Here is a 26,989-nt window from a genome sequence, read left to right on the forward strand (position 1 = left end):
TATCGGACTTTCGAAACGCCGGGACCACACACGTGCAAGCCTACAAGAATGCGCAAGAAACGCCGGCTAATCTCGGCCTCGATCAACCGGTCAAGAACGTCCTGGTGATCATTCCCGGTTATGCCGCAGCGACCAGCCGCATTGGCGAGGGAAGCGCGTTGCTCTCGGCGGTCGGTTCGCTCTGGCGCATCTTGACCACAGGGAACTACAAGTCGTTCGTACAGCAGTACCGCGATTACTATGCGAACCCGCGCTCAAGCGCCTATATGGCCGAGGCCGTCGGTGAGCTGATCGGCAAGGCGCTACCGGATGCGCAGGTGGTTCTGGCATGCCCTGCGCAAGACGACTGCCCCTCGTCCTGGGCGGCCCGGCGGCTCCCCCTCGCGCCTGCACCAGCGGATTACAGCGACCTGGTCAAATCGCTTGGAACCGGGGTGACGTTCGATGCCGCAATCCTCGCCCATCATGATGCGCTGGGACTTGGACTCTACCCGCTTGAACGGGCGCTGCTGGCCCAATTCAAGGACGTATTCGTTATCAACGGGCGACGACGGGTCTATCGGCTCGACCAGCCGGCACAGCAGGCCCATAAGCTCCGCCGCTTCCTGGCGCAGACTCGTTCAGCCGAACTTCTGATGAGCTATCGCATTGATTTATTGACATTTTTTCTGAAATGGAGCAATCAGCCCCGAAAGTCGTAGGGACGGTCACCGCCATTGCGCGAGAGCCCAATCTCGCGCAGAAACCCAGTGACCTAGAACCCATCCATATCCGCGGTATCATGGAACAAACCGGCATCAAGGGCAGAATTCGCGACTGGTGGGCAAACGCGCCGATGACCTATGCCGAGCGGCATGGCGACGTTGAGTACACCCGACCGGACGGCACCAAGGAAAAAGTCGCACTCGGCAGCCGGCGATTTTACGAAGTGGCCGATGAGCGCTTCTACTCCTGGAATACGCAGCTTCATTTGCCGGATCAGCCCTTTGGCCGGATGTTTCCCTACGACCGCTATCGCGGCAAACGCGTGCTGGAAGTTGGATGCGGCATGGGATGCATGGCAATGAACTGGGCCAGGAACGGCGCGGACATGACCGCCGTCGATCTCAATCCGGTGGCAATCCAGCAGACGCGGCAGCGGTTCGAGCTTTTTGGCCTCAAGGGAGCCATCAACGAGGCCGATGGAGAACTACTTCCATTTGAAGACGCGACATTCGACTACGTTTACTCATGGGGTGTGTTGCATCACTCGCCCAACACCAGGAAATCGATTGCCGAACTGCTTCGCGTTCTGAAGCCCGGCGGACAGGCCGGCGTCATGCTGTACCACCGCAATTCGATCCTGTTCGACTACACGGTGCGCTGGGTCGAAGGCTTCGTCAACATGGAGAACGTGTTTCTCGACGAGACGGAGCTCGCCAGCCGGTACGGCGACGGCGGCCGCGAGGAAGGCAATCCACATACATGGCCCGTCACCGAAGCTGAGGTCCGCGGCGACCTGTTTGCGCCGTACCAGAACGTCAACATCGCCGTTCTCGGTGCCGACGTTCCCCCGATCTTGAACACGTGGCGGCCGAACTTCGCTTCGCGGATGGATCAAGAGAAGCTGGACGCGCTTGCATCGCGCAAGGGATGGAGCCTTTGGATCACGGGAGACAAACCGTCGTGAGCAGCACTGGCGCATCTGCCATCGGGCGTCTCATGCGGCGGGTACGGCTCGCGGCTACGCAGCCTTCATCTGCGGTCGCGCGATTGAAACAGATCGTTGGCAACGGTCGTACTCCAACGCCAAATGATCTTGCCTCAACGCCAAACGACCTTGCGGTCTTTGAACGATATGCGAGCCATGCCGCGTCCCTCGGACTAAGCAGGCCGCTGCTGTTTCTGTCCTTCGATTGCGACACCGATCTCGATCCTCCGGCAACCATCGAAGTCATGAAGCTTCTGGACAGCCTTGGGATCAAGGCAACGTTCGCGGTTCCCGGCGTGCAGCTCGAACGTGGCATCGACATCTATCGCGAAGTCGCGCAACGCGGTTGCGAATTCATGAACCATGGACACCTTCCGCACGCGGAGTGGCGGGATGACCGCTATGTCGGCATCACGTTTTACGAGAACATGCCGATCAGCGCGGTCGAAGCCGACATTCGCAAGGGCCACGAAACAGTGACGCGCTTGACCGGCCGGCCGCCGCAAGGATTCAGGGCTCCGCATTTCGGCCATTTCAAGCTGCCAGATCAACTTGCGCTGGTTCATCGACTGGCGCATGAGCTGGAGTATCGCTATTGCTCGACGACACTGCCCGAATATGCGTTGATCCACGGCCCCGCACCGCTCGTCGATCAGGTTGTCGAGCTGCCGGCATTCGGATCCGTCAGGGCGCCGACCTCCATCCTGGACTCATGGACGCATCTTTCCGACCGCAAGGATTATGCTCTGGCGCCAACCTACGCCGAGTTCATGGTTGAAACGGTCGACAAATTGCTCACCGAAAAAATGCCTGCGTTGCTGACCTGGTATGCGGACCCGGCGCACGTAGCCGGACAGGAGCCGTTCGAACGGGCGATGAAGCACCTCGCCTCGCGTGGCATTCGAAGTCTTTCTGGCAGCGAGGCAGCTGCACTCGGCCGCGTCGGCTGATGACCAGCAAACGAGAATGACCCGCTGATGTGTGGAATCGCCGGCTGGTTCAGCACCACTGCATTGCCCGAGCCTGAAAGTCAGACACGTCTGAAGGCGATGTGCGACGCCATCGCGCATCGCGGCCCCGATGACGACGGCTATTTCGTCGAGGACCACGTCGCGCTCGGTATGCGGCGGCTCTCGATCGTCGATCTGCAGGGCGGACACCAGCCGATGACGAGCGCCGATGGCGCGATTCAGCTCGTCTTCAACGGCGAGATTTTCAACCACACGCAGCTTCGCCTTTCCCTGCAGGCGCGCGGCGTTCGATTCCAGACCAGCAGCGATACCGAAGTCATTCTCAGGCTCTATGAAGAGCGCGGAATGAAAGCCTTCGACGAGCTGAACGGAATGTTCGCCGTGGCCATTTTCGACGCGCGCGATCATTCGCTGCTGCTCGTGCGGGATCGCCTCGGCGTCAAGCCGCTGTACTATTCCTGGGACGGACGGCAATTGATCTTTGCTTCCGAAATCAAGGCGATCATCGCCGCGCTTGAAAAGCCGCCGGCCGTCAACCCTCAGGCAGTCTGGGACTACCTCACTTTCCGCTATGTGCCGGCCCCGCACACCATCTGGAGCGGCATCAGCAAATTACTGCCAGCCCACCGCCTGAAGATAAGCCGGGGCGCGCCGAGACCATCGATCGAACGGTGGTGGTCGGTGCCGCGTCCGGTTAGAACTGCGGCGGACGACGCAACGACCGTGGAACGCTTCGCCTCGCTGCTGCAGAACGCCGTGGATATCCGCATGCGAGCCGATGTGCCGGTCGGCATTCTCCTGAGCGGCGGCCTCGATTCAAGCGTCATCGCCGCAATGGCTGCGCCGTCGCATCCAAAGCTGTCGACGTTCTCCGTCGCCTTTGAAGGCGCGGACCACATCGACGAACGCAAGTGGGCCCATCTCGTCGCCACCCAGCTTCAAACCGATCATCAGGATATCGTCATCGGCAGAAAGGAGTTCACCGACTTCCTGCCCGACTTCGTGTATTACACCGACGAGCCTCTCGCCGATCTCGCTTCGATACCGCTGTACTATGTCTGCAAGCTGGCGCGCGGAAATGTCAAGGTCGTGCTGTCGGGTGAAGGAAGTGACGAGGTTCTGGGTGGCTACAGCTTCGATGTCTGGGCGCAGCGTTGGGACGAAGCCGCCAACGCCAACAATCTTTATCAGCGCGCACTGAGAGCCGTCGGCGCCCGGCCCAATCCCGGGTTCGATCAGGGCCTGCTCGATCTGCGACAAGCACTGCAGCCACTGACCATGACGTCATACATGACCAGCGAAGCAAAGCGTCAGCTTCTGCTTGATCAGGGCGACATGCAGGACAGCCTGGACGGAACGCGGGCGCTGCTGCGCGATTTCGGCCAGGCCTCGCCGCTTTCGCAGGCCTTGTTCACCTATTGCCAGGACTGGCTCGTGGAAGATCTCCTGATGAAGGCCGACAAGATGTCGATGGCGAATTCGCTCGAATTGCGGACGCCCTTCCTGGATTATCGCGTGGTGGAAATGGCCTCCCGCCTGCCCGACCATTGGCGCGTCGGTCGCGAATCCGATGGACACTATTCGACAAAGCGCATCTTGCGGCACGCGGCGGCGAAACTTGTGCCTTCCGAGATCATCACTCGTCCCAAGATGGGCTTTCCGGTCCCGGTCTACGATTGGCTGAGTAACGAGCTCAAGCCTCTCGCGCATGACTGCCTCTGCTCGGGGAGCGCGAAATTACGGACATGGTTCAAGGCCGATGCCCTTGTCGAGCTGGTAGCGCGTGGCACCGCCATCGATGCAGCAAACGATGATCGTCACAGATTGTGGAACGCCATGATTCTCGAGCTATGGTTCAGGCGGTGGAAGGCATGAACTCGCTCCTTGCAGTCTCCTGGACGATGCCACCGATCGTGCTGCCCCGATCCATACAGATCGCACGCACGCTAAAGGCGCTCGGCCCTCTCGGTTGGCAATCGGAAGTGATCAGCACGACCGTGGCCTCCAACGTCGGCGCGAACATCGACGAGGAGTTTGCCAAGCTCTACCTCGGCGCCTATCGCCAACACCATATCGAGCACCGCGAGAGTGTAGCCGCCAGTTCGGCATGGCGCCGGCTGCAAAGACGCTATCATCCACCCGCCAATTTGGACGAAGCGAACTGGATCGAGCGATCGACGAGATACATCATCCGGCAGCTCAAGCAGCGCAAATGCGATGTCCTCGTCACCTTTGCCCAGCCCTGGATTGATCACTCGATCGGGCTGGAGGTGCGGCGACGACGCCATGTGCCCTGGCTTGCGCATTTCAGCGACCCCTGGGTCGACAGCCTGTACTACGATTCCAGCGTGCCTGAAATTGCCGGCAAACTGGAGGTATGGCGGGAACAGGAACGCAAGATCATCGAGACCGCTGATATCGTGGTGTTCGTCACGCAACAAACTGCTGATCTCGTGATGCGGAAATATCCACCGCTCCTGAGCCGCAAGGTACGCGTCGTTCCCCATGGATTCGACCGCGACACGTTGACTTCTCCTGCTGTTGTCGACCGCTCGGCCGAACTGCGCGTCATGTACACAGGCAACATCTATGCGGGTACCCGCCACCCGGTCTACCTGTTCGAGGCCGTGGCGGAAATGAACGCCAGGTCACCGCTGGTCGGGCGCCTGCGACTGGATTTCTATGGGCACTGTCCGCCTGAGGTCGCCGCCAAGGTGACGGAATTGGGAATCGGATCCATCGTCACTTTTCATGGAACGGTTGGATATCTCGACAGTTTGCGCTACGCCGCCGAAGCCGACCTCCTGCTGTTGATCGACGCACCATCCGATTTGAGCGTCTTCCTGCCCAGCAAGATCGTCGACTATCTCATGCTGAAAAAGCCCATTCTCGCGCTCACGCCGTCCGAGGGCGCCTCAAGAGATGTGCTTTCGCCGCTTGGACACTTTGTCGTTGCACCGACCGACAAATCTGCAATGATTGACACGCTTACAGGTATCATTGCCAGGCATGGCCAGGGCCAGCCGTTGGCAACACTCAAGGATGACGTCGATGCTTTCGATATCAAACAGACGACGCGGCTGTTTGACAAAGCCCTTCGCGACGCAATGGCTGTGAGCAAACAACGATGATAAATGCCCATATCGTCGTCGGGGCGAGGCCCAACTTCATGAAAGTCGCGCCGCTTTTTCGCGCGATGTCGCTCGAGAACTGGATCAAGCCGGCGCTCATCCACACCGGTCAACACTACTCCGAGAACATGTCGGACGCCTTTTTTTCCGACCTTGGCCTGCCGGCGCCCGCCTTCAATCTCGGTGCACGCGGCGAAACCCATGCACGGTCGACTGCCGCGATCATGGTTGCCTATGAAGACCTGCTCCTCGCCGGCAAACCGGACTGGGTGATCGTCGTAGGCGACGTCAATTCGACCTTGGCGGCCGCGCTTGCCGCAAAGAAGCTGAATCTTCCGGTCGCGCATCTGGAAGCGGGGCTGCGCAATTTCGACCGGACGCTTCCGGAGGAGATCAATCGGATCGTCACCGACAGCATCAGCGACCTGTTGTGGGCCCCGTCCGAGGATGCCAGCGACAATCTCAAGCGGGAGGGCATCGCCCCCTCCAAGATCGACCTCGTCGGCAATATCATGATCGACAGCTATCTCATGCTGAAAGAGACGATATCACGGGCGTCTACCGCCCAGCGTATCGGCGTTACCGAAGAGAAATACGTCGTCGTCACGCTGCATCGCCCGGCCAACGTCGACGACACCGTCATGCTGACGCGGATAGCTGATGCGCTTCAGCACCTCGCGGCCTCGACCAATATTGTGTTTCCGGTGCACCCGCGCACCCGTTCGAAACTGGAAGCGGCAGATCTGATCGGGCGACTGCAGCACCCCAACATTCGCCTGATCGAACCCATGGGTTATGTCGACTTTATGAGTCTTGTCTTCAGTTCGGCACTGGTGATCACGGATTCCGGCGGCATCCAGGAAGAGACGTCATTCATCGGCATTCCCTGCCTGACGCTGAGGAGCAACACCGAACGCCCTGTCACGATCACCCACGGCACCAATCAGCTTGTGACTCCCGAGACCCTGCTGGGCGCAGCAACGGCTGCGATGGGCGCGGGGCCACGGCGTCCCTCCAATATTCCGCTTTGGGATGGCCATGCCGCGTCGCGCGTGGTTGCCAGCCTTGCCCGGCATTGCGGGGTAAAACCGTAGCCGGGGAACGGCGCATCCCGATGCGGCCGCCAGGATGACCTCGCTCGCGCCACGACATGACGTCATCATCGAACTTGCCGAAAGCGCAAGAAGGGCTGCACAACACCTGAGTTTCCGTATCTCAAATAATTACTGAGACCGCTCCCCATGTTGGTTAACTACAATACACGCCGGTTTGCGGAAGTGACGGCGGCAATTGTTACGACGGCGGCATTCGCAAAAACGTTTATGCCGTTTTATCTGGTCGGCTCGACACCCATTTTTGCCGCAACATGCGCGATCGGGGCGACGCTCGTCGCGGTCCGCTGGCGTGCACTAGGCGATATGGCAGGTTCGGTCCGTGACCTTCTTCTGATTCTGATAGCCTTCTATGGTCTGGTGACCATCAATTTCCTGGTTCAATCCCGGTCGGCCGTTCCGATAACCCACCTGATCGGGATCCTGAGTTTCCATGGACTATTCTTGATTTTTGGCTTCGCAGCCGCGCGCGCCCTGAACGCAGTTCTTTTGATGCTGCTTGGCGCCGCAGCAGTATATTTGATGGTGATCGCCCAATACGCCGTCCGATCCGGCGACCTCATGCAGGGCGGCGTCATTCATGACGTATTTGGTGTTGGCAGCGCGGATATTTATCTCGCCTTGCACCAGAACATTGGGCAAGTACTTGGGGCGGCCGCGATTGCCGCGCTCGGACTGAGCCGTCACCGAATACGAATTGTCGCCGTGGTGGCGTTGCCGTTTGCCTTGGCTTTCCTGTTTCACATCGCCGCCAGAGGCGCGCTCGTTGCGCTCGTTTGCAGTCTCGTTTTTTTCGTCGCTGCGGAGTTGTGGGTTCGTTCAAGGAAGCAGGCTCTGGTCGGCTTGACGCTGGCGATGATCACCGTTGCGGTGGCATCGGGCTGGTTCTATCAGCGGGCATTTCAGGGCCAGAACGTCGACCCCAAGGCCGGCGACGCGATTTCCCGCACCATTCGGGAAATCCAGGATCCGAATCCGGGCTTCCGCACACAGATTTGGGCACGGACGGCGAACAGCATAGTGGCGGAACCTGATCGGCTGCTGTTCGGTCGCGGGATCGGCATGTTCCCGGTGAATGAAGGAGTTGGCCCACCCGATTGGCTGCTGCGCAAGGCTGAAGGGTCCAAACATTACCCCCACAATGTGTACCTCGAAATGCTCTATGAAACGGGGATTGCCGGCCTGCTGCTCATCACCGTTCTCACCCTGTTCCCAATCGGCATTTCCCTGAATTTCTGGCGCGCGTTGTCCGTCTCGGAAAAATGCGCTGTGTCCCTCTATATATTCAGCCTGGTAAGCTCCGAACTTTCCGGCGCCTTCGCGTTCTCCTACGCTTTTCAATTTTTCTTCGCACTTGTGGTGGGAATTATCGCCCTGAAACGCATGGACAAGGCCTCGGTTTCGGATCGGCCGCCTCCCCGGCAGCAGGTCCATACCTCGGCAATCTGAACGCGTGCGTGGTCTCGGTTGTTCGACCAGCGACGCTTGCGTCATCGAAAATCGCCTGAATTTGTCGCGTCGCCTTCTATCCGATACCCCCTTGAAATTCATATTCTCCTGGCCCGGTTCACCTGCTAGGTCATCGATGCCAAAAATCGGACAATCGCCAGTTATGCTCCTATGACCGCCCTCGCACTGACCACATCGCTGGCAATCGCGGCCACGGCCGCGGTGATATGTGCGATGCTGATTGTGGCGCTGCGTCCCCTGCTGCAGCGCTATGCGCTCGCAAGGCCGAATGCGCGATCGTCGCATGTGACGCCGACGCCCCAGGGCGGGGGGTTGGCCGTCATTGCCGCGACCGCCATCGGTGCAGCATTGACAGTTTTGTCTGGCTCGACCGCTTCAGGAACGGCCATTCTGATCGTGCTTGCTGCAGCTTTCTGCCTCGCTGCCGTAGGCATGGTCGACGATCTTCGCCCGATCCCGGTGATTCCCCGCCTGACGCTTCAACTGGCCGTGGTCGTGGTGCTGTTCACGGCCCTTCCGCCACAAATCCGGTTCTTCGAGATCATCCCCGTTGCGATCGAGCGGGCATTCATCGTGCTGGGGATGCTCTGGTTCATCAATCTCGTCAATTTCATGGACGGTCTTGACTGGATGACGGTTGCCGAGATGGTTCCGATGACTGTCGCGCTCGGTGCGATCGCGCTCCTGGGTGAGTCTCCCCCGGACATCCTGCCGATCGCGCTGGCGCTCGCAGGCGCCCTGTTGGGATTCGCGCCGTTCAACCGGCCCGTGGCCAAACTGTTCCTCGGCGACGTTGGCAGCCTGCCGATCGGCCTGCTCACCGGCTGGTGCCTGCTTGAACTGGCATCCCGTCAACACCTCGCCGCGGCCATTTTGCTTCCCCTCTATTATCTGTCCGATGCGACCATCACCTTGTTTTGGCGGCTGGCTAAAGGCGAACGATTCTGGGACGCTCATCGGTCGCACTTCTATCAGCGCGCGACGGATAACGGGTTCAGCGTCACGCAGGTCGTCACCCGCGTGTTCCTGCTCAACCTCGCCTTGGCTGGCCTGGCGATGACGACGATCGCCGCCTCCTCAAGAAGCATCGATCTTACGATGCTGGCGCTTGGAGCTTTCGGTGTTGCGGCCGTCTTGTTTCAGTTTTCGCAGGCGCGCCTGGCACAGACAGGCCAGCGCTAGCGGTCAAGCCGCGGTCGATCCGAATTCGGGCACCGCGTCCTTGAGCACCGCCCAGATGGTGGCACGATCATCTTTCGCGATCGCTTCTTCCAGTATTGCGAGCCATTTGCGAAGCACCTGCATCGGCGGCTCGTTGGGCTTGGCGGCCATGATACCGGCCACACCGATCTCGATGGTCGGCTCCTCGCTGGCGAACAGGATCTCGTTCAGCCGTTCTCCCGGCCGCATGCCGCTAAAGACGATTTCGATGTCGTAACCGGGCTGCAGGCCGGACAGCCTTATCATGCGCTCGGCGAGATCGACGATCTTCACCGGTTGTCCCATGTTGAGCACATAGACCGAAACATCGGGACGTGCCGGCGTCATCGCATGCGTCGCGGCCGTGAGCACGAGATCACAGGCCTCGCGGATGGTCATGAAATACCTGACCATGTCGGGATGGGTGACCGTGACCGGACCGCCCGCCTCGATCTGCGCCTTGAACTTCGGCACGACAGATCCGTTCGACGCCAGCACGTTGCCGAACCGCACGGAAATCAGCCGCATCCGCGGCTTGCCGTCCGACTGCGTCGCCAGGTCATGGTCCAGCGCCTGGCAGTACATTTCGGCAAAGCGCTTGGTCAGGCCCAGCATCGAGACCGGCTCGATCGCCTTGTCGGTCGAAATCATCACCATCGCCTTGGCGCCGGCGGCCAGCGCTGCGTCGGCAACATTGACCGAGCCGAAGATGTTGGTCTTGACCCCCTCGCTCCAGTCGCGCTCGAGGATCGGCACATGCTTGAGCGCGGCGGCATGGAACACGATATCCGGCTTGAACTCGCGCATCAGGCGCATGATCCGCTCACGATCGCGGATATCGGCGATCCGGCCGTCGATCTGCGCAGCGGTCCCGCTCTCGACCAGCGCTTCGGTGATCGCATAGAGCGCCGGTTCCGAATGCTCGATCACCAGCAGCCGCGACGCGCCGAACGTCGTGACGCGCTCGCAAATTTCCGAACCGATCGACCCGCCGCCGCCGGTCACGATGACGGACTTGCCCTTCACCAGGGTTTCGAGACGCGCGTAGTCGATGGTCTCGCTCGGACGCAGCAGCAGGTCCTCGACGGCAACCGTGGTCAGTCGCGGCGTTTCTCCGCTTTCCAGCGACGGCAGCCGGCTGACGATCATGCCGAGCCGGCGGGCGCGCATCAGGACCGCCTCGGGCCTCGCTTCCGGCTCGAACGCCGATGGCGCCATCACGAGGCGCGCGATCGGTTTGCCGCGCGCCTCGAAATCGCGAATCACATCCTCGATGTCGTCGATTCCACCCAGCACGGGAATGTTGCGGATCAGCTGCCCGCGATCAGCCGGCGACGGCGACAACACGCCGACCGGCCAGATGCGTTTGACGGCGCCACTCTCGATAGCGCGCAGCAGAATCTCGGCGTCCGCAGCGCGGCCGACCAGAAGTGCCGGCGAAGCGTTCTCGGCCTTCGCATGAAGTCGCGCGCGCGTGTAACGAAAATACCGATAGGCGAACCGCAATCCGCTCAGGAAGAACACCTCGAGAAACCAGTAGAGGATGATGGTGATCTTGCCGATAAAGAACGCACCCGGCACGTTCGGCGCGACCGGCGTGCCAAGGACGTTCGGCGCAACGAACACGTAGTCGAGCACCACGAGCGCGAGCGTCAGAATCGTCGCCGCGCGCAGGATGTTCAACGCATCCGGCAGCGAAATGAACCGCCATTTCGTCGTGGTAAGATGGGAGAAGTAGCAAACGACAACGCTGAATACGACGAAAAAAGGCAGTATGCGCAGCAGCAACGGCAGGCGATCGTAGAACATGTCGCCTTCGAACCGGAGATAGAAGCTGGCAAACAACGCTGCGCCGGTTGCAAGCGCATCATGCGTTGCGATCAGCAGGTTCCGCAGCGTTAATTGGGAAAGACGCATCATGCTCTTGATCAACTAAACCTGTCCCGCAACGTCAAACCCCGCTGATAGCTCATCTCGATCACCCAAACCAGCGTTTACGACCGGTGTTGCTGATCCGGGATTCGCTCAGCCTGTGGACGCCGGCATCGCGCTTCCGCCCCTGGTATCCTTGGCCCTCAGTATCATGCCGCCGGCCACTCCGACACCCAGCACGTACATCCAGCCCTCGTGGAAATCGAACAGATGCGAGTTGAACAATGAGCTGAAGAAGTTCTGCAGGACGACCATGAGGCCGATCCAGGCCACCAGGCCTTCGCCACGAAACAACAGCAGATGCACCAGCCACATCGCATACAAGAGGACGACCCCGACGGAACCCCATTGGACCGCGACGTTAAGCGTCTGGTTATGCGGATTTCCGATTACCTCGCCCTGGGCAAGTCCCGCGGGACCGGTGGCGGCGGCCTCGAACAGCCTCCGCGTCGATCCGGTCCCGTGTCCAATGACCGGCGCCTCGGCAAAAAACCGCAGCGACTTCTCCCAGAATACCAGCCGCAAGCCGAGCGACGTCGGCTGGTTGAGTTCCTTGTACAACCGGTAATCTCGCGCGAACCTGTCCGTCGTCGCCTGCAACTGGGGCGACGCGATCCACGCGAGCCCGCCCAGCACGATCGTGGTCAGGAACAGGATGACGTTGGTCCGCCATTTCAGGTGCATCAGCGCGAATACCGCGAGCATGACCGGCATGGTGACGAGCGCGGTGCGCGACACGATGACGAACGCCATGTTGGCGAGCAGGCTTGCCGCAATCGAGATCAGCAGCAATGCCTGCCAGAACTTCTTGTCCCGCAACAGTGTGATGACGGGATAAGCGAGTACGACCGCGCACAGTGCGAATTCCTGGCTCTGGTCGATGTAGTTCTTGACGAAAATACCGCGGTCGGCCCCCTCCGGTTTGAGCGTCAGGCCGGGATATATCAGGACCAGCCAGGACATCACCATCAGCAGCGCGCACGAGACCAAAAAGGCGACCAATACCCACATCCCGCGCGCCGAGCGTTCGAAATGATAGAACAGCAGCGGCAGTACAAGGAGCTTCGTTGCGGGACTGAGGGCGTACCTCCGCACGTCCCATGGCGCGTCGGACCAAAGCGTCCCGACCAGCGCCAGCAGAAACAGCGCGATCGGCAACGCGCAGATCGGCCGCTTCAGCGATTGCAGAAAAAGCCTCAAATCGAGCGTCGGCGCGACCGCCAGCAGCCAGATCACAGCAAAGATGCCAACCAGCGAGGTTGACCAAGGCAGCGAGAACGCGATCAGCACCGCGAAAATATCGGCAGCTTTCGCCCACCTGGCGGGATCGCGCCAGACCGGCAGCGCCTCGGCTCCCGGCGAAGTGGCCGTCCTGGCGTTCACGCTGCGCCCCCGCGGGCGCGGTCGACCAGCGAGGTCGTAGAGTGTCCGGGCAGGATATCGATCAGCAGCACCTCGCCGCCGCAGGCCTCGACGACCTCGTAGCCGACGACCTGCTCGCGGGTATAGTCGCCGCCCTTGACCAGCACGCTCGGCTTCACGCGCGTGATCAGGTCGATCGGCGTGTCCTCTTCGAAGATCGCGACCAGATCCACCGCCTCCAGCGCCGCCAGCACTTCGGCGCGCGCGCGTTCGTCCTGCACCGGGCGCCCCTCGCCCTTCAACCGCTTGACCGAGGCGTCGCTGTTCAATCCGACGATCAGGCGGTCGCAGGCGCCGCGCGCCGCGGTCAGCACTTTCACATGGCCGGGATGCAGGATGTCGAAACAGCCATTGGTGAAACCGACGCGCAGGCCCTGGCTGCGCCATTCCGCCAGATGAACATCGAGGTCGCCGCCGGCGGCCACGATTTTTTCCTCGGCCGCCAGCGACGCATGCGGCAGGATTTTTCGCCGCAGTTCGGCCGGCGTGACGGTGGCGGTGCCCTTCTTGCCGACCGCAACGGCGGCCGCGGCATTCGCCATCCGCAGCGCGGTCTCCCAATCGGCGTTGGCGGCGAGCGTCAGCGCCAATACGGCCGCGACCGTGTCGCCGGCGCCGGAGACGTCGCGCACCTTCACCGGAAGCGCCGGCACATGAATCGCGTCTCCGCCGCGAACGACCAGCGTCATGCCGTGTTCGCTTTGCGTCACCAGCATGGCTTCGCAATCGGCCAGGTACATCGCATCCTGGGCCGCATCGGCGATGCCCTGTTCGGTGTCGGCGCGGCTGCGGGTCGCTTCGGCGAACTCCTTGCGGTTGGGCGTCAGCAGCGTCGCCCCCCGATAGATCGCCAGATTGGCGCTCTTGGGATCGACGATCACGCGCTTGCCGTGCTTCTTTGCGGCGTCGATGACATTGCGGATCACGCGCGCGGTCAGCACGCCCTTGGCGTAATCGGACAGCAGCACGATATCGGCGCGGGCGAGTTGCGGCAGGATGGCGTCGATCAGCTTTTGCTCGATGTCGGGCGCCGCCGGCTGCGCCAGTTCCCAGTCCGCGCGCAGCATATGGCTGGAAAAATGCTCGGAGACGAAACGCACTTTTCGCGTTGTCGGCCGGTTGGGATCGGACACCAGCACGGCCTCGATTCGGGTTTCACGCGAAAGCTCAGCCCGCAGTTTCGCGCCCGCTTCGTCTTCACCGATCAATCCTGCGAAGATGCAGCGCGCGCCGAGCGAGGCGATATTGCGCGCCACATTGCCGGCGCCGCCGACATTGGTCTCGCTGCGCTGGACGGCGATGACAGGCGCGGGCGCCTCCGGCGAAATCCGCGAGACTTCGCCATAGATGAACTCGTCCAGCATGAGATCGCCGACGCACAGCACGGTACGGCTGGCAATGGCATGCGACAGGGCGTCAAAGTCAAACATATGGTCTTACCTGTGGCCCGTCAGCGGAAGCGATCGGCGCGGTCGAGGAAACCCTTCACGTAGGCGTCGACCGCGTCTTCCAGCGCCGTGAAGCCGCCGTTATAGCCGGCGTGCTGCAGCCGATCGACTTCGCTCTGGGTGAAATATTGATAGCTGCCGCGGATCTGTTCGGGCATGTCGACATACTGGATGTTGGGCTTGGCGCCGAGCGCGGCATAGGCGGCGAGCATCAGGTCGCGAAAGCTGCGGGCGGTGCCGGTTCCGACGTTGAACAGACCGCTGACACCGGGCGTCGCCAGCAGCCAAATCATCACGCGAACGACGTCGTCGACATAGATGAAATCGCGGCGCTGATCGCCGTCCGCAATCCCTTCGCGGTGCGACTTGAACAATTGCACGGGGCGACCGGCCTTGACGTCGTCGAAGCGCCGCGCCAGCACGCTCATCATCGTGCCTTTATGATATTCATTGGGCCCGAACACGTTGAAGAATTTTAGCCCGGCCCATTGCGGCGGCAACCGCTCACCGCGCGCGGCGCGTTCGGCCACCGCCATGTCGAACAGATGCTTGCTCCAGCCGTAGAGGTTCATCGGCCGAAGTTTTTTCAGGTTTTCCACGGACTGGTCATCGCGAAAGCCTCGCTCACCATCGCCATAGGTGGCCGCAGAGGACGCATAGATCAGCGGCGTCGCGTTCGCGGTGCACCAGTCGAGCAGCCGCATCGACAGCCGGAAATTGGTTTCGATGACGAGATCGCCGTCGGTCGCGGTCGTCTCGGAAATGGCCCCGAGATGGATCACGGCGTCGAGCCGCCGGCCCTTCAGCCAGTCCATCAGTTCCGCCGGCGGGACAAAGTCGGCGAGCTGGCGCTTGGCGAGATTATGCCATTTGCCGTCATGGCCGAGGATGTCGCACACGGCCACGTCGGTGCGGCCCGCGTCGTTCAACGCGGCCACGACGTTCGATCCGATAAAACCGGCGCCACCGGTCACCAGCAACATGTCGTCCCCTGCCTGATTGTGCGGCGCCAGCTTTGCCCCAGACGCGCGCGGCAGGCAACTTGGCTTGTGAGGCGTGGTGAAGACCCGGGCTGCGGCTTTACCTGCCGGTTAGGAGCGGTTACCTCCGGAGCCGGGAAAAAGGCCGGGACGCAAAGCGCATAAAATATGAATAAAGATTCATTAGATGGGATCGCGATGGAGGATGCGGCCGACACCAGGCCGATCCTGATCATCCCGTATATGTGGATCGGCGACTTCGTCCGAGGCCATACGGTGGTGCGCGTCCTCAAGCAGCGCTGGCCGAACCGGCCGGTCGATTTGCTGGTGACCTCCCTTTGCGCCCCCCTGGTCGATTACATGCCAGGGGTCCGCGCCGGGATTGTCTGGGACCTGCCGCGCAGCCGGCTGGCGGTGGCCAGGCAGCAGGGTCTGGCCAGGGAGCTGCGGTCGCGGGGCTATGCGACGGCCCTGGTCCTGCCCCGGACCTGGAAGGCGGCGATTGCGCCGACGCTGGCCGGTATCCCGGAACGGTTAGGCTTCTTCGGCGAAGCCCGGTTCGGGCTGATCAACCGGATGCGCTGGGGCGAGAAGGCCCTGCCCCGCTTTATCGACAAGAATGCCGCGCTGGCGCTGCCTGACGGTGCGGCATTGCCGCCGGAATGGCCGGTGCCGCAATTGGCCGTGCCGCCGGAGGATGCCGGCCATTGGCGGCAGGCCAATGGGCTGGGTACGGGGCCTGCGGTGGCGCTGGGGCCGGGTTCCGTCGGTGCGTCCAAGCGCTGGACCTATTTCCCGGAAGCGGCCCGGCTGCTGGCAGAACGCGGCTTTGAGGTCTGGGTGGTCGGCGGTCCCGGCGAAAAGGCGCTGGCGCAGGAGATCGTGGCCGCCGGGGGACCTCGAATCCGCGACCTCACCGGGTCGGATCTGCGCAACGGAATCCTGGCGATGGCGGCGGCCAGCGTCGCCATCTCAAATGATTCCGGCCTGATGCACATTGCGGCCGCGATCGGCACACCGACCATGGGCATTTTCGGGCCGACCAGCCCCTATCTCTGGGCGCCGCTGAACGGCCTGGCGGCAACCGTCCTGCAAACCAGATCGCAGCTTGCCTGCCAGCCCTGCCAGCGCACGGTCTGCACAATGAACGACCATAGATGCATGCGGGACATCCCGGCATCCGACGTGGTCGAGATCGTGCAGCGCGTGCTCGGCGAAGCCCGCGCGCGTGCACATCAACCCTCGTGAGCTTGCGCGTGAGCCGCGCGATCAGTACCAAGGCTTTCCAAGGTAGAGCTCGCGCGTTGCAACCCTGACGGTGTATCTTGAACCAGAATTCGAAAGACCTGATCGCCGCCCATCTGAAAGAGTCGCTCGTCGCGCTCGAACGCGCCAACAGCGACGCGGCACTGCTGGCCGTCGCGCACGCCATTGCAGCCACGATCATTGCGGCGCTGCGTGCCGGCAACAAGCTTCTGATCATCGGCAATGGCGGCAGCGCCGGCGACGCCCAGCACATCGCCGCCGAAATCGTCGGCCGCTACAAGAAGGACCGGCCCGGCTACGCCGCGATTGCGCTCACGACAGACACGTCGGCGCTGACGGCAATCGGCAATGACTACGGCTATGAGCAGATTTTCGCGCGACAAGTCGAAGGCCTCGGTGTGCGCGGCGACGTGCTGCTCGCGCTCACCACGTCGGGGCGCTCGCCGAACATTCTGGCGGCGTTGCGCAAGGCGCGCGAGCGCGGTCTTGTCGCGGTCGGCTTCACCGGAGGCAAGGGCGCGGCCATGGGCGCGGATTGTGATCATCTGCTGGTGGCTCCGACCGACGACACACCGGTGGTGCAGCAGATCCACCTCGCGATCGGCCACGGCATCTGCGACGAGATCGAGCAAGCCATGATGCGCGAGGCCACTCCGAAATGAGCGGCGCCGACCTCGCCCGCTCGATTCAGAAGCCCGCCGCCTTCCTCGACCGCGACGGGGTCGTCAACCATGACGTCGGCTATGTCGGCACGCGGGAACGGATTCGCTGGATGCCGAATGTGGCGAAGGCGATCCGGCGGCTGAACGACGCCGGTTACTTCGTGTTCTTCTTCACCAACCAGGCCGGTGTCGCGCGCGGTTACTTCACCGAAGCCGAACTCAACACGCTGCATGACTGGATGCGTGCCGAGCTCGCGGCACAAGGCGCCGTCATCGATGACATCAGGTACTGCCCGCACCATCCGGAAGGCACCGTCGCCGGCTATCTCGAAAATCATCATTGGCGCAAGCCAAGCCCCGGCATGATCCATGATCTGATGCAGCACTGGCCGGTGCGTCACGCCGGCAGTTTTGTTATCGGCGACCGCGCGACCGACATCGCGGCCGGGAGAGCCTGTGGCCTGCCGGGCTTCCTGTTCGCCGGCGGCGACCTTGATGCGTTTGTGGCGGCGATTCTATCCGCGCAAACGCCGTCATCCCCGGGATGACGGCTGCGTAGGCCGCGATCTCCTCGTCATTGCGAGCGAAGCGAAGCATTCCATCTCACGACGTGCGAGACGATAGATGGATTGCTTCGTCGCTGCGCTCCCGTGCGCAAACGCTTCGCGTTTGTCGCAGGCAATGACGGTGGAGAGGGACCTAAATCAGCGTCCGATAAACCTCGGCAATCGCATTCGCCTCCGCGTCGAGACTGAATTTCTCCAGCACGCGCGCTCGCGCCCGCCTCCCCATCGCCGCCGCCGAGGCAGGATCGCGCATCAGCGGCTCCAGTGCCGCCACCAGCGCATCGGCATCGCCTGGTGGCATCAGAACGCCGGTGACGCCGTCCTCGACCACGAATTCGGCCGCCCCTGCCCGCGATGCCACCAGTGCGGCGCCGGACGACATCGCCTCGATCAGCGTCAATCCAAAGCCTTCGTTGCGCGAGGTGAAGGCGTAGATCGTCAGCCGCTGATACCAGCGCTGCACTTCCTCGATCTCGATCTCGCCGGTCATGACAATGCGCGATTGCAGACCGGCCGCCTCGATCTGCTTCTTCAGCCCGTTGGCAAAACCCTGCTGCTCGGGCACGATAGCGCCGACGATCACGGCGGTGAAATCGGGATAGCGCGGCAGCAGCCGGCACATCGCTTCGACAAAAACGTCGCTGCCCTTTTGCGCACGGACGCGGCCGAAGCAGCCGATCGCATAACGGCCCGGCAACCCGCTTTGCGCAAACGCCGCCGCGCGATTGGCCGGCGGTGCATAACGATCGGTATCGACGCCATGCATCACGACCGTTGATTCGCGCTTCAGGAAGGAAGCCGAGAGCGCGCTGGTGGCGATGATCGCGTCCATGCGGCGGATCAGCCAGCGCGTCAACGATTTATGATGCCGCTGCGCCGCCGAAGTGAACACAAGCTTCAGCGGCCAGCCGAGCGCGCGCAACAACACGCCGGCAATCATTTCGTCGTTGCGCCGCGCGTGCCAGATCAGCGGCGCGCGGCGGCGCCAGAGTTTTGGCAAATCGCCGAAACCCATCCGCGCAATGCCGTCGGGGGCGTGGGAACCGAGCCATGCCGCGCGAAACATTTGGGCGAGCTTCGGCGCCACCATCCGGTTGGTTGCGGTGACGCCGGAATAGCGCCTGTGCAGATTCGGCACGATCAGCTGCAGATCATCGGCTGAATTGTTCTCGATCGGCACGTCCGGCTCCGTTTACGAGGGTTCCTATACGCAACATTAAGCATAGTGGCCAGTTCGCTCATGACGAAACCCACTCTTCACCGCGCCCCGGCTAGCATCGGCGGCAACAACTGGGAGAGAGGGTAAGCCCATGACCGTGCTTGTCACCGGTGGCGCCGGCTATATCGGAAGTCATATGGTTCACGCGCTGGCGGACGCCGGCGAAAGCGTCGTCGTGATCGACAATCTCTCCACCGGATTCTCCGCCTTCCTGCCCGAGGGCGTGCCGCTGTTCATCGGCGACGCCGGCGACGAAAACCTCGTCGAGGGCGTGCTGTCCCAGCACGGCGTCGAGAGCATTATCCATTTCGCCGGCTCCGTGGTGGTGCCGGATTCGATGCGCGATCCCCTGGCTTACTACCGCAACAACACCATGACGACGCGCAGCCTGCTGAACGCAGCCGTCAAGGGCGGCGTCAACCGCTTCATCTTTTCATCGACCGCCGCCGTCTATGGCAATCCGGACCAGGTGCCGGTGCCCGAGCATGCGCCGACGCGGCCGCTGTCGCCCTACGGTTCTTCCAAGCTGATGACCGAACTGATGCTGCACGACGTCGCCGCGGCGCATGATCTGAAATATGTCGCGCTGCGTTATTTCAATGTCGCCGGCGCCGATCCGAAGGGACGCGTCGGCCTTGCCACCGTCGGTGCGACGCATCTTCTGAAGATCGCGGTCGAAGCCGCCACCGGACAACGCGCCAAGATCGACGTGTTCGGCACCGATTATCCGACGCCGGACGGCAGCTGCATCCGCGATTTCATCCATGTCAGCGACCTCGCGCAGGCGCACCTCGCCGCGCTGTCGTATCTGCGCAGCGGCGGCAGTTCGGTCACGCTGAACTGCGGCTATGGCCGCGGCTATTCGGTGCTGGAGACCATCGAGGCGGTGCGCCGCGTCGCGATGCGCAATTTCGCGGTCCAGTACGCGCCGCGCCGGCCCGGCGACATCATGACCATGGTCGCCGACACCAGCCGCATCCGCGCCACGCTGGACTGGACGCCGCAATATGATGATCTCGAGACCATCGCCACCCACGCGCTGGCCTGGGAAGAGCGGCTGTTCCACGAGCGCGGCGGCCTCGGCCGGCAAGCGGAATCGGCGTAAAATCAAGCTCTTATTTGGCTTGAAAAACGTCCGTTTAGCGGGCAAGCAGTCACCGTAGCAGCCCTGACACGCGGGTACGCCTGCGCCGTCGATGGAACGCGGATGACCGAGCTTCCCAAAGAAACGCCGAGAAAAATCACCGACGACCCCTATGGCGCGGCGATCCTGATTCGCCGTCTGGTGGCCGAACAGGGTCTCGCCTTTTGGCGGCGCTATCTGCTGGCGTTCGCGCTGATGGGGGTTGCGGCGGCGACGACGGCCGGTTCCGCCTATTTGCTCGGCGAAGTCATCAACAAGGCCTATGTCGACAAGGATGTGCGCGGCATCGCGATCCTGTCGCTGGTCACCATCGTCATCTTCACGCTCAAGGGTGCGGCGACCTACGGACACACCGTGATCCTGTCGCAGATCGGCAACGCGATCCTCGCCAACAACCAGCGCCAGCTGTTCGCAAAGCTGATGAGCGAAAGCATCGCCTTCTTTTCCGAGCGGCATTCCTCCGAATTTCTGGCGCGGCTGACCGCCGGCGCCACGTCGGTGACGCAGGTCCTCAATCTCCTGATCAACGCCATCGGTCGCGATCTGCTGTCACTGATCGCGCTCGTCGTGGTCATGCTGATGACGGACCCGTACATGGCGCTGCTGGGTTTCGGCGTGGCCCCGCCGGCGATGCTGGTGCTCCGCAAGCTCGTCAAGCGCATCAAGGGCCTTGCGCATAACCAGTTTTCCGGCACCGCCGACATCATGGAAACCATGCAGGAATCGCTGCAGGGCATCCGCACCGTCAAAGCGTTCACGCTCGAGCAGGCGATGCGCGAGCGCATCGACGCCAGCATCACCGCCGTGGAACGCAACGCCAACAAGATGGCGCGGGTCTCCAGCCGATCGAGCCCCCTGATGGAAACGCTGGGCGGTTTCGCGATCGCCGCGGGGCTGATGTATGGCGGCTATCGCGTGGTCGCGATGGGCGCCTCGCCCGGCCAGTTTTTTTCGTTCCTGACCGCGTTCCTCCTGGCCTATGAGCCGGCCAAGCGCCTGGCGCGGCTCAATATCGAGTTGAACAGCAATCTGATCGGCGCGCGCAAGCTGCTGGAAATCGTCGACAGCCCACCCACCGAGCCCGCCGACGACGACAAGCCGGCCCTGAAACTCTCGGACGCGCGGGTCGAGTTTCGCGACGTGACCTTCGCCTACCGGCCAAGCGAGCCGGTGTTGCATCGCATGAGCTTCATCGCCGAACCCGGCAAGACCACCGCCCTGGTCGGCCCGTCCGGCGGCGGCAAATCCACCGTGCTGGCGCTGCTGCTGCGGCTCTACGAGGTGAACGACGGCGCCATCCTGATCGACGGCCAGGCGATCTCGGGCGTGTCGCGCCATTCGCTGCGCCAGCAGACCGGCTATGTCGGCCAGGACGTCTATCTGTTCCGCGACACCATCGGCGCCAACATCGCCTTCGGCAAGGTTGGCGCCACCAGGGACGAAATCGAGGCCGCCGCCAAGGCCGCCTGTGCCCACGATTTCATCATGGGTTTTCCGCTCGGCTATGACACCCCGGTCGGCGAGCACGGCACGCAACTGTCCGGTGGCCAGCGCCAGCGCATCGCGGTGGCCCGGGCGCTGGTCAAGAATGCACCGATCATCCTGCTGGACGAGGCCACCGCCGCGCTGGATTCGGAATCCGAGAAAGCCGTACAGGAAGCCATCGAGCATCTGTGCCGGAACCGGACCACGATCGTGATCGCCCACCGCCTGCACACCATCATGCATGCCGACGCCATTCTGGTGGTCGAAGGCGGCGAGATCGTCGAGCGCGGCCAGCATGACGACCTGTTGCGGCGCGGCGGGCGCTACGCCTCGTTCTTCCGCCTGCAACAGCGCAGCCATCCCAGTCTGGCGCCGATCAGCGCAACCGCGTAAAGCTATCGCTGCCGTTCCACCCCAAAACCCGTCCAGAGACCCATTTCATGAACGCCGCATCCTACGTCATTCCCGCTCCCCCGCAGCCCTCGCTTCCCGTCGTCGGTGAATCGAAATCCTATCCCGTGCGCCGCATCTGGTGCGTCGGACGCAACTATCTCGAGCACATCCGCGAAATGGGCAATGACGAGCGCGCGCCGCCGTTCTTCTTCGCCAAGCACGCCGACATGCTGGTGGCCGATGGCGCCACCATCCCCTACCCGCCGCTGACCAAGGACCTGCATCACGAGGTCGAACTGGTCGTCGCGATGAAGGGCGGCGGCCTCAATATTCCCACTGAGAAGGCGCTCGACCATGTCTACGGCTATGCCGTCGGCATCGACCTGACCCGCCGCGACCTGCAGATCGCCTCGCGCAAGAAGGAGCGCCCGTGGGAAGTCGGCAAGTCGTTCGACTATTCCGCACCTTGCTCGGCGCTGCAGCCGGCCTCGAAGATCGGCCATCCCGCCAAGGGCAAGATCTGGCTTACCGTCAACGGCGCCGAAACCCAGAAGGGCGACCTCACCGAGCTGATCTGGAACGTGCCTGAGATCATCTGGCAGCTCTCGCAGCAGGTCGCGCTCGCCGCCGGCGACATCATCATGACAGGTACGCCGGCCGGCGTCTCCCAGCTCAAGCCGGGCGACAAGATCGAATGCGGCGTCGACGGCGTCGGCACGCTCGAGGTTGCGATCGGCAATCCGGAGTAGGCAGTCGCGAAACGCATACTGCAAAAAGCAGAGCCCCGGATCTGATCCGGGGCTTTTTCCGGGGATGTCTTATGAAGCCGCGAAGCGTCGGATACGGAAGCACTCTCGCGACTAGACCGTCGTGAGGCCGAACATATCCCAGGCGCTCCAACCGGTGCCATCGAAGGCCCGGACGAACATGGTTTCCGAGCCACCGGCCGTCCCGCCCCTTATCCAGACATTTGCAAGGTCGGAGGCAGCGACGGTAATTTCGGTTCCCGCAGCGTGATGATAATTGTTGGGTGTCCAGAAATAGGCGCTGTTGGCACCGCTGCCGCCATCCCAGAACTGATACTGGGTTGCGGCATTGCCGTCGGCATCGGAATAATTGACCCAGCCCGAAACCTGCGCCCACGTATTCGCGTTCACACTGTGATCGTTGATCGTCGCCACCGGCGCCGTGTTCGGGGTTGTGGTGAATACGAAGCTGTCCCAGGCGCTCCAACGGATGCCATCGAAGGCCCGGACGAACATGGTTTCCGAGCCAGCGGCCGTCCCGCCCCTTATCCAAACGTTTGCAAGATCGGAGGCCGCGACGGTAATTTCGGTTTCCGCAGCGTGATGATAATTGTTGGGCGTCCAGAAATAGGCACTGTTGGCACCGCTGCCGCCATCCCAGAACTGATACTGGGTTGCGGCATTGCCATCGGCATCGGAATAATTGACCCAGCTCGATGCCTGCACCCACACATTCGCGGTCACACTGTGATCGTTGATCGTCGCCACCGGCGCCTGATTTGGAAAATTCGAGCTTGCAAACGTGCCGTCTGCAAAACCGAAATATTCGATCCCACTCGCGGTCTCCGTGCCATCCGGCGCGCCACTGCGCTGATCCGCCAACGTAAAAACCTGCGTCGTAGCGTTGTAGCTGATCAGATAATCGCTTGAGTTGCCCGAAAATATCGCCGTGTCAGTCCCGGCCCCGCCGATCAGCGTGTCGTTTCCACCGCCGCCAATCAGCGTATCGTTTCCACCGCCACCCGTCAGGCTGTTTGCGATCAAACTGCCGGTGAGGGAATCGTTGCCGGCGCCGCCGATGGCGTTGTCGATATAGGACCGCGCGTCATTGTTGTACAAATAGGCGTTGAAGATGTTGCCCTGCGCGTAGTGCCCGTTTCCGAGATAGGCAATTTGCGTCGATGAGGTGATCGAGGACGCGCCGGGATTGAGATTGATCGTCACCCCGGTCCCGTAGTTCGACAGGTCGTAAGTATCGATGCCGTTGCCGTCCCAGACCGTCTCGAACACGCGATTGGCCGAGCCGCCGACGCCATTGCCGGGCGCCAGCTGCGCGACACCATTGATGTACTGCTGTCCGGTCGTCGCGTTCCAGGAGTAGACGGTGTTTCCGCTATTGGTCGAATAGTTGGCGCCATACATCGTCTGCAGGGCGAGAATATCGTTCGCCATGTAGGTTTGCGCGTAGCCGTAGGATTCGGCGGTGTAGCCCGTCAGCGGCGCGCCGACGTAGCTGCGGTAGCTCATGACCGTGAACTCGGAAGAGTCGTGCGCGGCCGGCACCGCGACATTGGCGACGCCGCCGGTCTCCTGGCTGTGCTTGAGGCCGAGCGCGTGCCCCAGCTCGTGCAGTGCCGTCGCGAAGTAATAGTTGCCCAGCCTGGCCTGCGCATAGGGGTAAGCGGTGCCGAACCAGATGTCGCCGCCGGCCGGCACGTTGGCCGGATAATAGGCGTAGGAGGTCGGATTGGCTTCCGGGGATTGCGCCACCATGATGTCGGCGCTGCCGTTTCCGGCATACTGGACCGTGATGTTGGTATAGCTCGAGATCAGTCCAAACGCGTAGACAATGGCTTGCTGCATCGCCGAGGGAGCGATGCCGAACCCCGACGCCGTCGGCTCACCGTAGCCGTAATAGTTGGCCGGGTAGTCGCTGGGCGAATCCGGAAAGCTGTAGCTGATCGTGCCGGTCCATCTGGTGCCGCTGAGCAGACCATCGATCTCGGCATTGTTCGTTTGGGAGGTATATGTCGCAGTGGCCAACGCAGCTCTCCAGGCACTTTCGCAAAACCTGATTCGGGACTGCTTCGATTCCTAAACCGCAAGTCGATACGCTTGCCTTAACCTTCGGCGAAAAATTGTTGGAGGGCAGCGATATTACTTAACAGAGGGTGAGTTCCCTAGCGGGAACGTGCGACATCCGGTATCTGAAGAGGTACCCCGTATTCTTGCGGACAACTTGTCGTGACGCCAAGGTTCCATTTCCGAGGGCGGTAGCGCGGCTTCGTCCGGCAGGGATAGACGATCAGCTCCGCCCCATCGCCTGCAGGCCCTTGAAGGTCAGGCGCTTGGGGTCCGTGACGCCGGCCAGATAGAGCCTGCGGATAAAGGCAACGACCGCGTCGCGGTCGCAATCGGTCAATGCAACCACGGCATCGACGGCAATTCGCTGGGCGTCCATGGGCTTCCTCGTGCTGTCAGTTAGCCTCAGGCCAGACAGCGTAGGCGGCACCGGTTAATCCGGTGTTAACCGTTGGAGCAGACTGAACGATTTGCACGGGCCCGCGTATACGCGAAATTACGCAGGGCGCTTTCCGGCTGGCGCCACGGACAGCCCGCGGCGAGGCCGTCACGAATACTGCATCACCCCGTCGTCGATCTTGCCGTAGCGCAGCGTGACGATGTCGAGGGCGTAGTTCTGGTAGAGCCGCCACGGCCGCTTCGAGCCCTGCTTGGGCATCTGCGCGATCGCGCGCTGCACGTAGCCGGAGGAGAAATCCAGCGACGGCAGTTCCGATACCGAAGGATCGAGGTTGTGCGGCACGCATTGCCTGTAGCCCTGCCGGTCCATGTAGTTGATCAGGCGGCAGACATATTCGCAGGTGAGATCGCATTTCAGCGTCCACGAGGCGTTGGTGTAGCCGAACGCGGAAGCCATGTTCGGCACGTCCGAATACATCATGCCCTTGTAGTTCAGCGTGCGCGCGAAATCGACTTTCCTGCCGTCGACGCTGACGTCGAGGCCGCCGAGCACCTGCAGGTTAAGCCCGGTCGCGGTGACGATGATGTCGGCTTCGAGTTCGCTGCCGTCCTTCAGCTTGATGCCGCTTTTGGTGAAGGTGTCGATATGATTGGTGACAACCGAAGCGCGCTTGTCCCTGATCGCCCTGAACAGGTCGCCGTCCGGCACCAGGCACAGCCGCTGCTCCCAGGGATTGTAGCGCGGCGTGAAATGCGTACCGATATCGTAGTCGGGGCCGAGCGCCATTTTGACGCCGCCGAGGATCAGCTGTTTGGCGCGGTCGGGTTTGCGCCGGCAGAGCTGGAAGAAATACATGCCGAACAGCACGTTGCGCCAGCGGATCATGTGATAGGCGAGTTTTGCGGACAGATTGCGCCGCAGCTTGTTGGCAAGCGCGTCTTCCGCGGGCCGCGCCACCACATAGGTCGGCGAGCGCTGCAGCATGGTGACATGAGCAGCAGTCTTGGCCATCTCCGGCACCAGCGTTACCGCTGTCGCGCCGGAGCCGATCACCACGACGCGCTTGCCGGCATAGTCGATGTCTTCGGGCCATTTCTGCGGGTGCACGATGCGGCCGGCGAAATCCGCTGATCCTGCAAACTCCGGCGTGTAGCCTTCCTCGTATTTGTAATAGCCCGAGCACATGAACAGGAAATTGCAGGTGAAGCGCACGGTCTCCGGTCCGCCCTCGCCCGCCTTGCGCTCGGCCTCGACGGTCCAGCGCGCATCCTGCGACGACCACGACGCGCGTTTGACGCTGTGGTTGAAGCGGATCTTCTTGTCGATGCCATTCTCGAGCGCAGTCTGCCGCACATAGTTGAGAATGTTCGGCCCGTCGGCGATCGCCTTCGGCTCGGTCCAGGGCTTGAACGAATAGCCGAGCGTGAACATGTCGCTGTCGGAGCGGACGCCGGGATAGCGAAACAGATCCCAGGTGCCGCCGATGCAGTCGCGGCCCTCGAGGATCGCGTAGCTCTTGCCGGGGCACTTCTCCTGCAGATGATATCCCGCGCCGATGCCCGAGAGGCCCGCCCCGACGATGAGGACGTCGAAATGCTCTGATGTATCCGTCATCGCGCTCTCCCTGCCCAATGTAATGGGCAGGGTGGAGCCAAATTGCAACCGGGATC

22 protein-coding genes are annotated in these 26,989 nt (G+C 62.1%); 14 read left to right on the plus strand and 8 right to left on the minus strand.

All coding sequences use genetic code 11. The features are described from left to right. Positions 1 to 32: 32 nt before the first annotated feature. The 8 genes from JQ567_RS03690 to JQ567_RS03725 all read left to right on the plus strand — a co-directional run bounded on the left by JQ567_RS03690 (position 33) and on the right by JQ567_RS03725 (position 9,556). On the plus strand, positions 33 to 701 hold the full coding sequence (locus JQ567_RS03690; protein ID WP_212437534.1) for a hypothetical protein: 669 nt from the start codon (positions 33 to 35) through the stop codon (positions 699 to 701). 80 nt (positions 702 to 781) lie between these two features. Then, the gene (locus JQ567_RS03695; RefSeq protein WP_212437535.1) at positions 782 to 1,669 is read left to right on the plus strand and encodes a class I SAM-dependent methyltransferase; all 888 of its coding nucleotides are present in this window, start codon (positions 782 to 784) and stop codon (positions 1,667 to 1,669) included. Next, on the plus strand, positions 1,567 to 2,640 hold the full coding sequence (locus JQ567_RS03700; protein ID WP_212437536.1) for a polysaccharide deacetylase family protein: 1,074 nt from the start codon (positions 1,567 to 1,569) through the stop codon (positions 2,638 to 2,640). Before JQ567_RS03695 ends, JQ567_RS03700 begins: the two co-directional genes overlap by 103 nt. 27 nt (positions 2,641 to 2,667) lie before the next feature. Continuing rightward, the gene (asnB, locus tag JQ567_RS03705) at positions 2,668 to 4,536 is read left to right on the plus strand and encodes an asparagine synthase (glutamine-hydrolyzing) (protein ID WP_212437537.1); all 1,869 of its coding nucleotides are present in this window, start codon (positions 2,668 to 2,670) and stop codon (positions 4,534 to 4,536) included. Continuing rightward, on the plus strand, positions 4,533 to 5,792 hold the full coding sequence (locus JQ567_RS03710) for a glycosyltransferase (protein WP_212437538.1): 1,260 nt from the start codon (positions 4,533 to 4,535) through the stop codon (positions 5,790 to 5,792). The genes asnB and JQ567_RS03710 overlap by 4 nt, the downstream gene beginning before the upstream one ends. After that, complete coding sequence (gene wecB / locus JQ567_RS03715; protein WP_212437539.1) at positions 5,789 to 6,886, plus strand: non-hydrolyzing UDP-N-acetylglucosamine 2-epimerase; 1,098 nt, start codon at positions 5,789 to 5,791, stop codon at positions 6,884 to 6,886. Before JQ567_RS03710 ends, wecB begins: the two co-directional genes overlap by 4 nt. Positions 6,887 to 7,033: 147 nt before the next feature. Then, positions 7,034 to 8,353, plus strand: a complete 1,320-nt coding sequence (locus JQ567_RS03720) for an O-antigen ligase (RefSeq protein ID WP_212437540.1) — start codon at positions 7,034 to 7,036, stop codon at positions 8,351 to 8,353. A gap of 171 nt (positions 8,354 to 8,524) precedes the next feature. Continuing rightward, on the plus strand, positions 8,525 to 9,556 hold the full coding sequence (locus JQ567_RS03725; RefSeq protein WP_212437541.1) for a glycosyltransferase family 4 protein: 1,032 nt from the start codon (positions 8,525 to 8,527) through the stop codon (positions 9,554 to 9,556). Positions 9,557 to 9,559: 3 nt separating this feature from the next. Here JQ567_RS03725 and JQ567_RS03730 read toward each other — a convergent pair whose 3' ends face one another. The 4 genes from JQ567_RS03730 to rfaD form a co-directional block, all read right to left on the minus strand. Next, on the minus strand, positions 9,560 to 11,494 hold the full coding sequence (locus JQ567_RS03730) for an SDR family NAD(P)-dependent oxidoreductase (RefSeq protein ID WP_212437542.1): 1,935 nt from the start codon (positions 11,492 to 11,494) through the stop codon (positions 9,560 to 9,562). 105 nt (positions 11,495 to 11,599) lie between these two features. Further along, the gene (locus JQ567_RS03735; protein ID WP_212437543.1) at positions 11,600 to 12,889 is read right to left on the minus strand and encodes an O-antigen ligase; all 1,290 of its coding nucleotides are present in this window, start codon (positions 12,887 to 12,889) and stop codon (positions 11,600 to 11,602) included. Continuing rightward, entirely contained in the window at positions 12,886 to 14,358 is a 1,473-nt protein-coding gene (gene rfaE1, locus JQ567_RS03740) for a D-glycero-beta-D-manno-heptose-7-phosphate kinase (RefSeq protein ID WP_212437544.1), read from the minus strand. The genes JQ567_RS03735 and rfaE1 overlap by 4 nt, the downstream gene beginning before the upstream one ends. A gap of 20 nt (positions 14,359 to 14,378) precedes the next feature. Further along, entirely contained in the window at positions 14,379 to 15,359 is a 981-nt protein-coding gene (rfaD, locus tag JQ567_RS03745; RefSeq protein WP_212437545.1) for an ADP-glyceromanno-heptose 6-epimerase, read from the minus strand. 165 nt (positions 15,360 to 15,524) lie between these two features. On the opposite strand from rfaD, the gene waaF reads away from it, so the two are divergent. The 3 genes from waaF to JQ567_RS03760 all read left to right on the plus strand — a co-directional run bounded on the left by waaF (position 15,525) and on the right by JQ567_RS03760 (position 17,832). Continuing rightward, entirely contained in the window at positions 15,525 to 16,604 is a 1,080-nt protein-coding gene (gene waaF / locus JQ567_RS03750) for a lipopolysaccharide heptosyltransferase II (protein ID WP_212437546.1), read from the plus strand. Between the two features lie 77 nt (positions 16,605 to 16,681). Next, positions 16,682 to 17,284, plus strand: coding sequence for a D-sedoheptulose 7-phosphate isomerase (locus JQ567_RS03755; protein ID WP_212437547.1), 603 nt, complete (start codon positions 16,682 to 16,684; stop codon positions 17,282 to 17,284). Continuing rightward, the gene (locus JQ567_RS03760) at positions 17,281 to 17,832 is read left to right on the plus strand and encodes an HAD-IIIA family hydrolase (RefSeq protein WP_212437548.1); all 552 of its coding nucleotides are present in this window, start codon (positions 17,281 to 17,283) and stop codon (positions 17,830 to 17,832) included. Before JQ567_RS03755 ends, JQ567_RS03760 begins: the two co-directional genes overlap by 4 nt. 151 nt (positions 17,833 to 17,983) lie before the next feature. On the opposite strand, the gene JQ567_RS03765 is transcribed toward JQ567_RS03760, so the two are convergent. Next, the gene (locus tag JQ567_RS03765; protein ID WP_212437549.1) at positions 17,984 to 19,030 is read right to left on the minus strand and encodes a glycosyltransferase family 4 protein; all 1,047 of its coding nucleotides are present in this window, start codon (positions 19,028 to 19,030) and stop codon (positions 17,984 to 17,986) included. Positions 19,031 to 19,160: 130 nt separating this feature from the next. On the opposite strand from JQ567_RS03765, the gene galE reads away from it, so the two are divergent. The 3 genes from galE to JQ567_RS03780 all read left to right on the plus strand — a co-directional run bounded on the left by galE (position 19,161) and on the right by JQ567_RS03780 (position 22,840). Then, positions 19,161 to 20,174, plus strand: a complete 1,014-nt coding sequence (gene galE, locus JQ567_RS03770) for a UDP-glucose 4-epimerase GalE (RefSeq protein ID WP_212437550.1) — start codon at positions 19,161 to 19,163, stop codon at positions 20,172 to 20,174. Positions 20,175 to 20,276: 102 nt separating this feature from the next. Then, positions 20,277 to 22,091 (plus strand): ABC transporter ATP-binding protein, encoded by a 1,815-nt coding sequence (locus tag JQ567_RS03775; RefSeq protein WP_212437551.1) that lies wholly within the window; start codon positions 20,277 to 20,279, stop codon positions 22,089 to 22,091. A gap of 47 nt (positions 22,092 to 22,138) precedes the next feature. Next, on the plus strand, positions 22,139 to 22,840 hold the full coding sequence (locus tag JQ567_RS03780) for a fumarylacetoacetate hydrolase family protein (protein ID WP_212437552.1): 702 nt from the start codon (positions 22,139 to 22,141) through the stop codon (positions 22,838 to 22,840). Positions 22,841 to 22,951: 111 nt separating this feature from the next. Here JQ567_RS03780 and JQ567_RS03785 read toward each other — a convergent pair whose 3' ends face one another. The 3 genes from JQ567_RS03785 to JQ567_RS03795 all read right to left on the minus strand — a co-directional run bounded on the left by JQ567_RS03785 (position 22,952) and on the right by JQ567_RS03795 (position 26,933). Further along, entirely contained in the window at positions 22,952 to 24,880 is a 1,929-nt protein-coding gene (locus tag JQ567_RS03785) for a M10 family metallopeptidase (RefSeq protein WP_212437553.1), read from the minus strand. Between the two features lie 262 nt (positions 24,881 to 25,142). After that, the gene (locus JQ567_RS03790; protein WP_211999004.1) at positions 25,143 to 25,298 is read right to left on the minus strand and encodes a hypothetical protein; all 156 of its coding nucleotides are present in this window, start codon (positions 25,296 to 25,298) and stop codon (positions 25,143 to 25,145) included. 168 nt (positions 25,299 to 25,466) lie between these two features. Next, positions 25,467 to 26,933 carry an NAD(P)/FAD-dependent oxidoreductase gene (locus JQ567_RS03795; protein WP_212437554.1) on the minus strand — a complete coding sequence of 489 codons (1,467 nt, stop codon included), beginning with the start codon at positions 26,931 to 26,933 and terminating at the stop codon, positions 25,467 to 25,469. Between the last annotated feature and the right edge of the window lie 56 nt (positions 26,934 to 26,989).

It is taken from the genome of Bradyrhizobium sp. AUGA SZCCT0431, from assembly GCF_018131065.1.
Classification (GTDB): domain Bacteria; phylum Pseudomonadota; class Alphaproteobacteria; order Rhizobiales; family Xanthobacteraceae; genus Bradyrhizobium.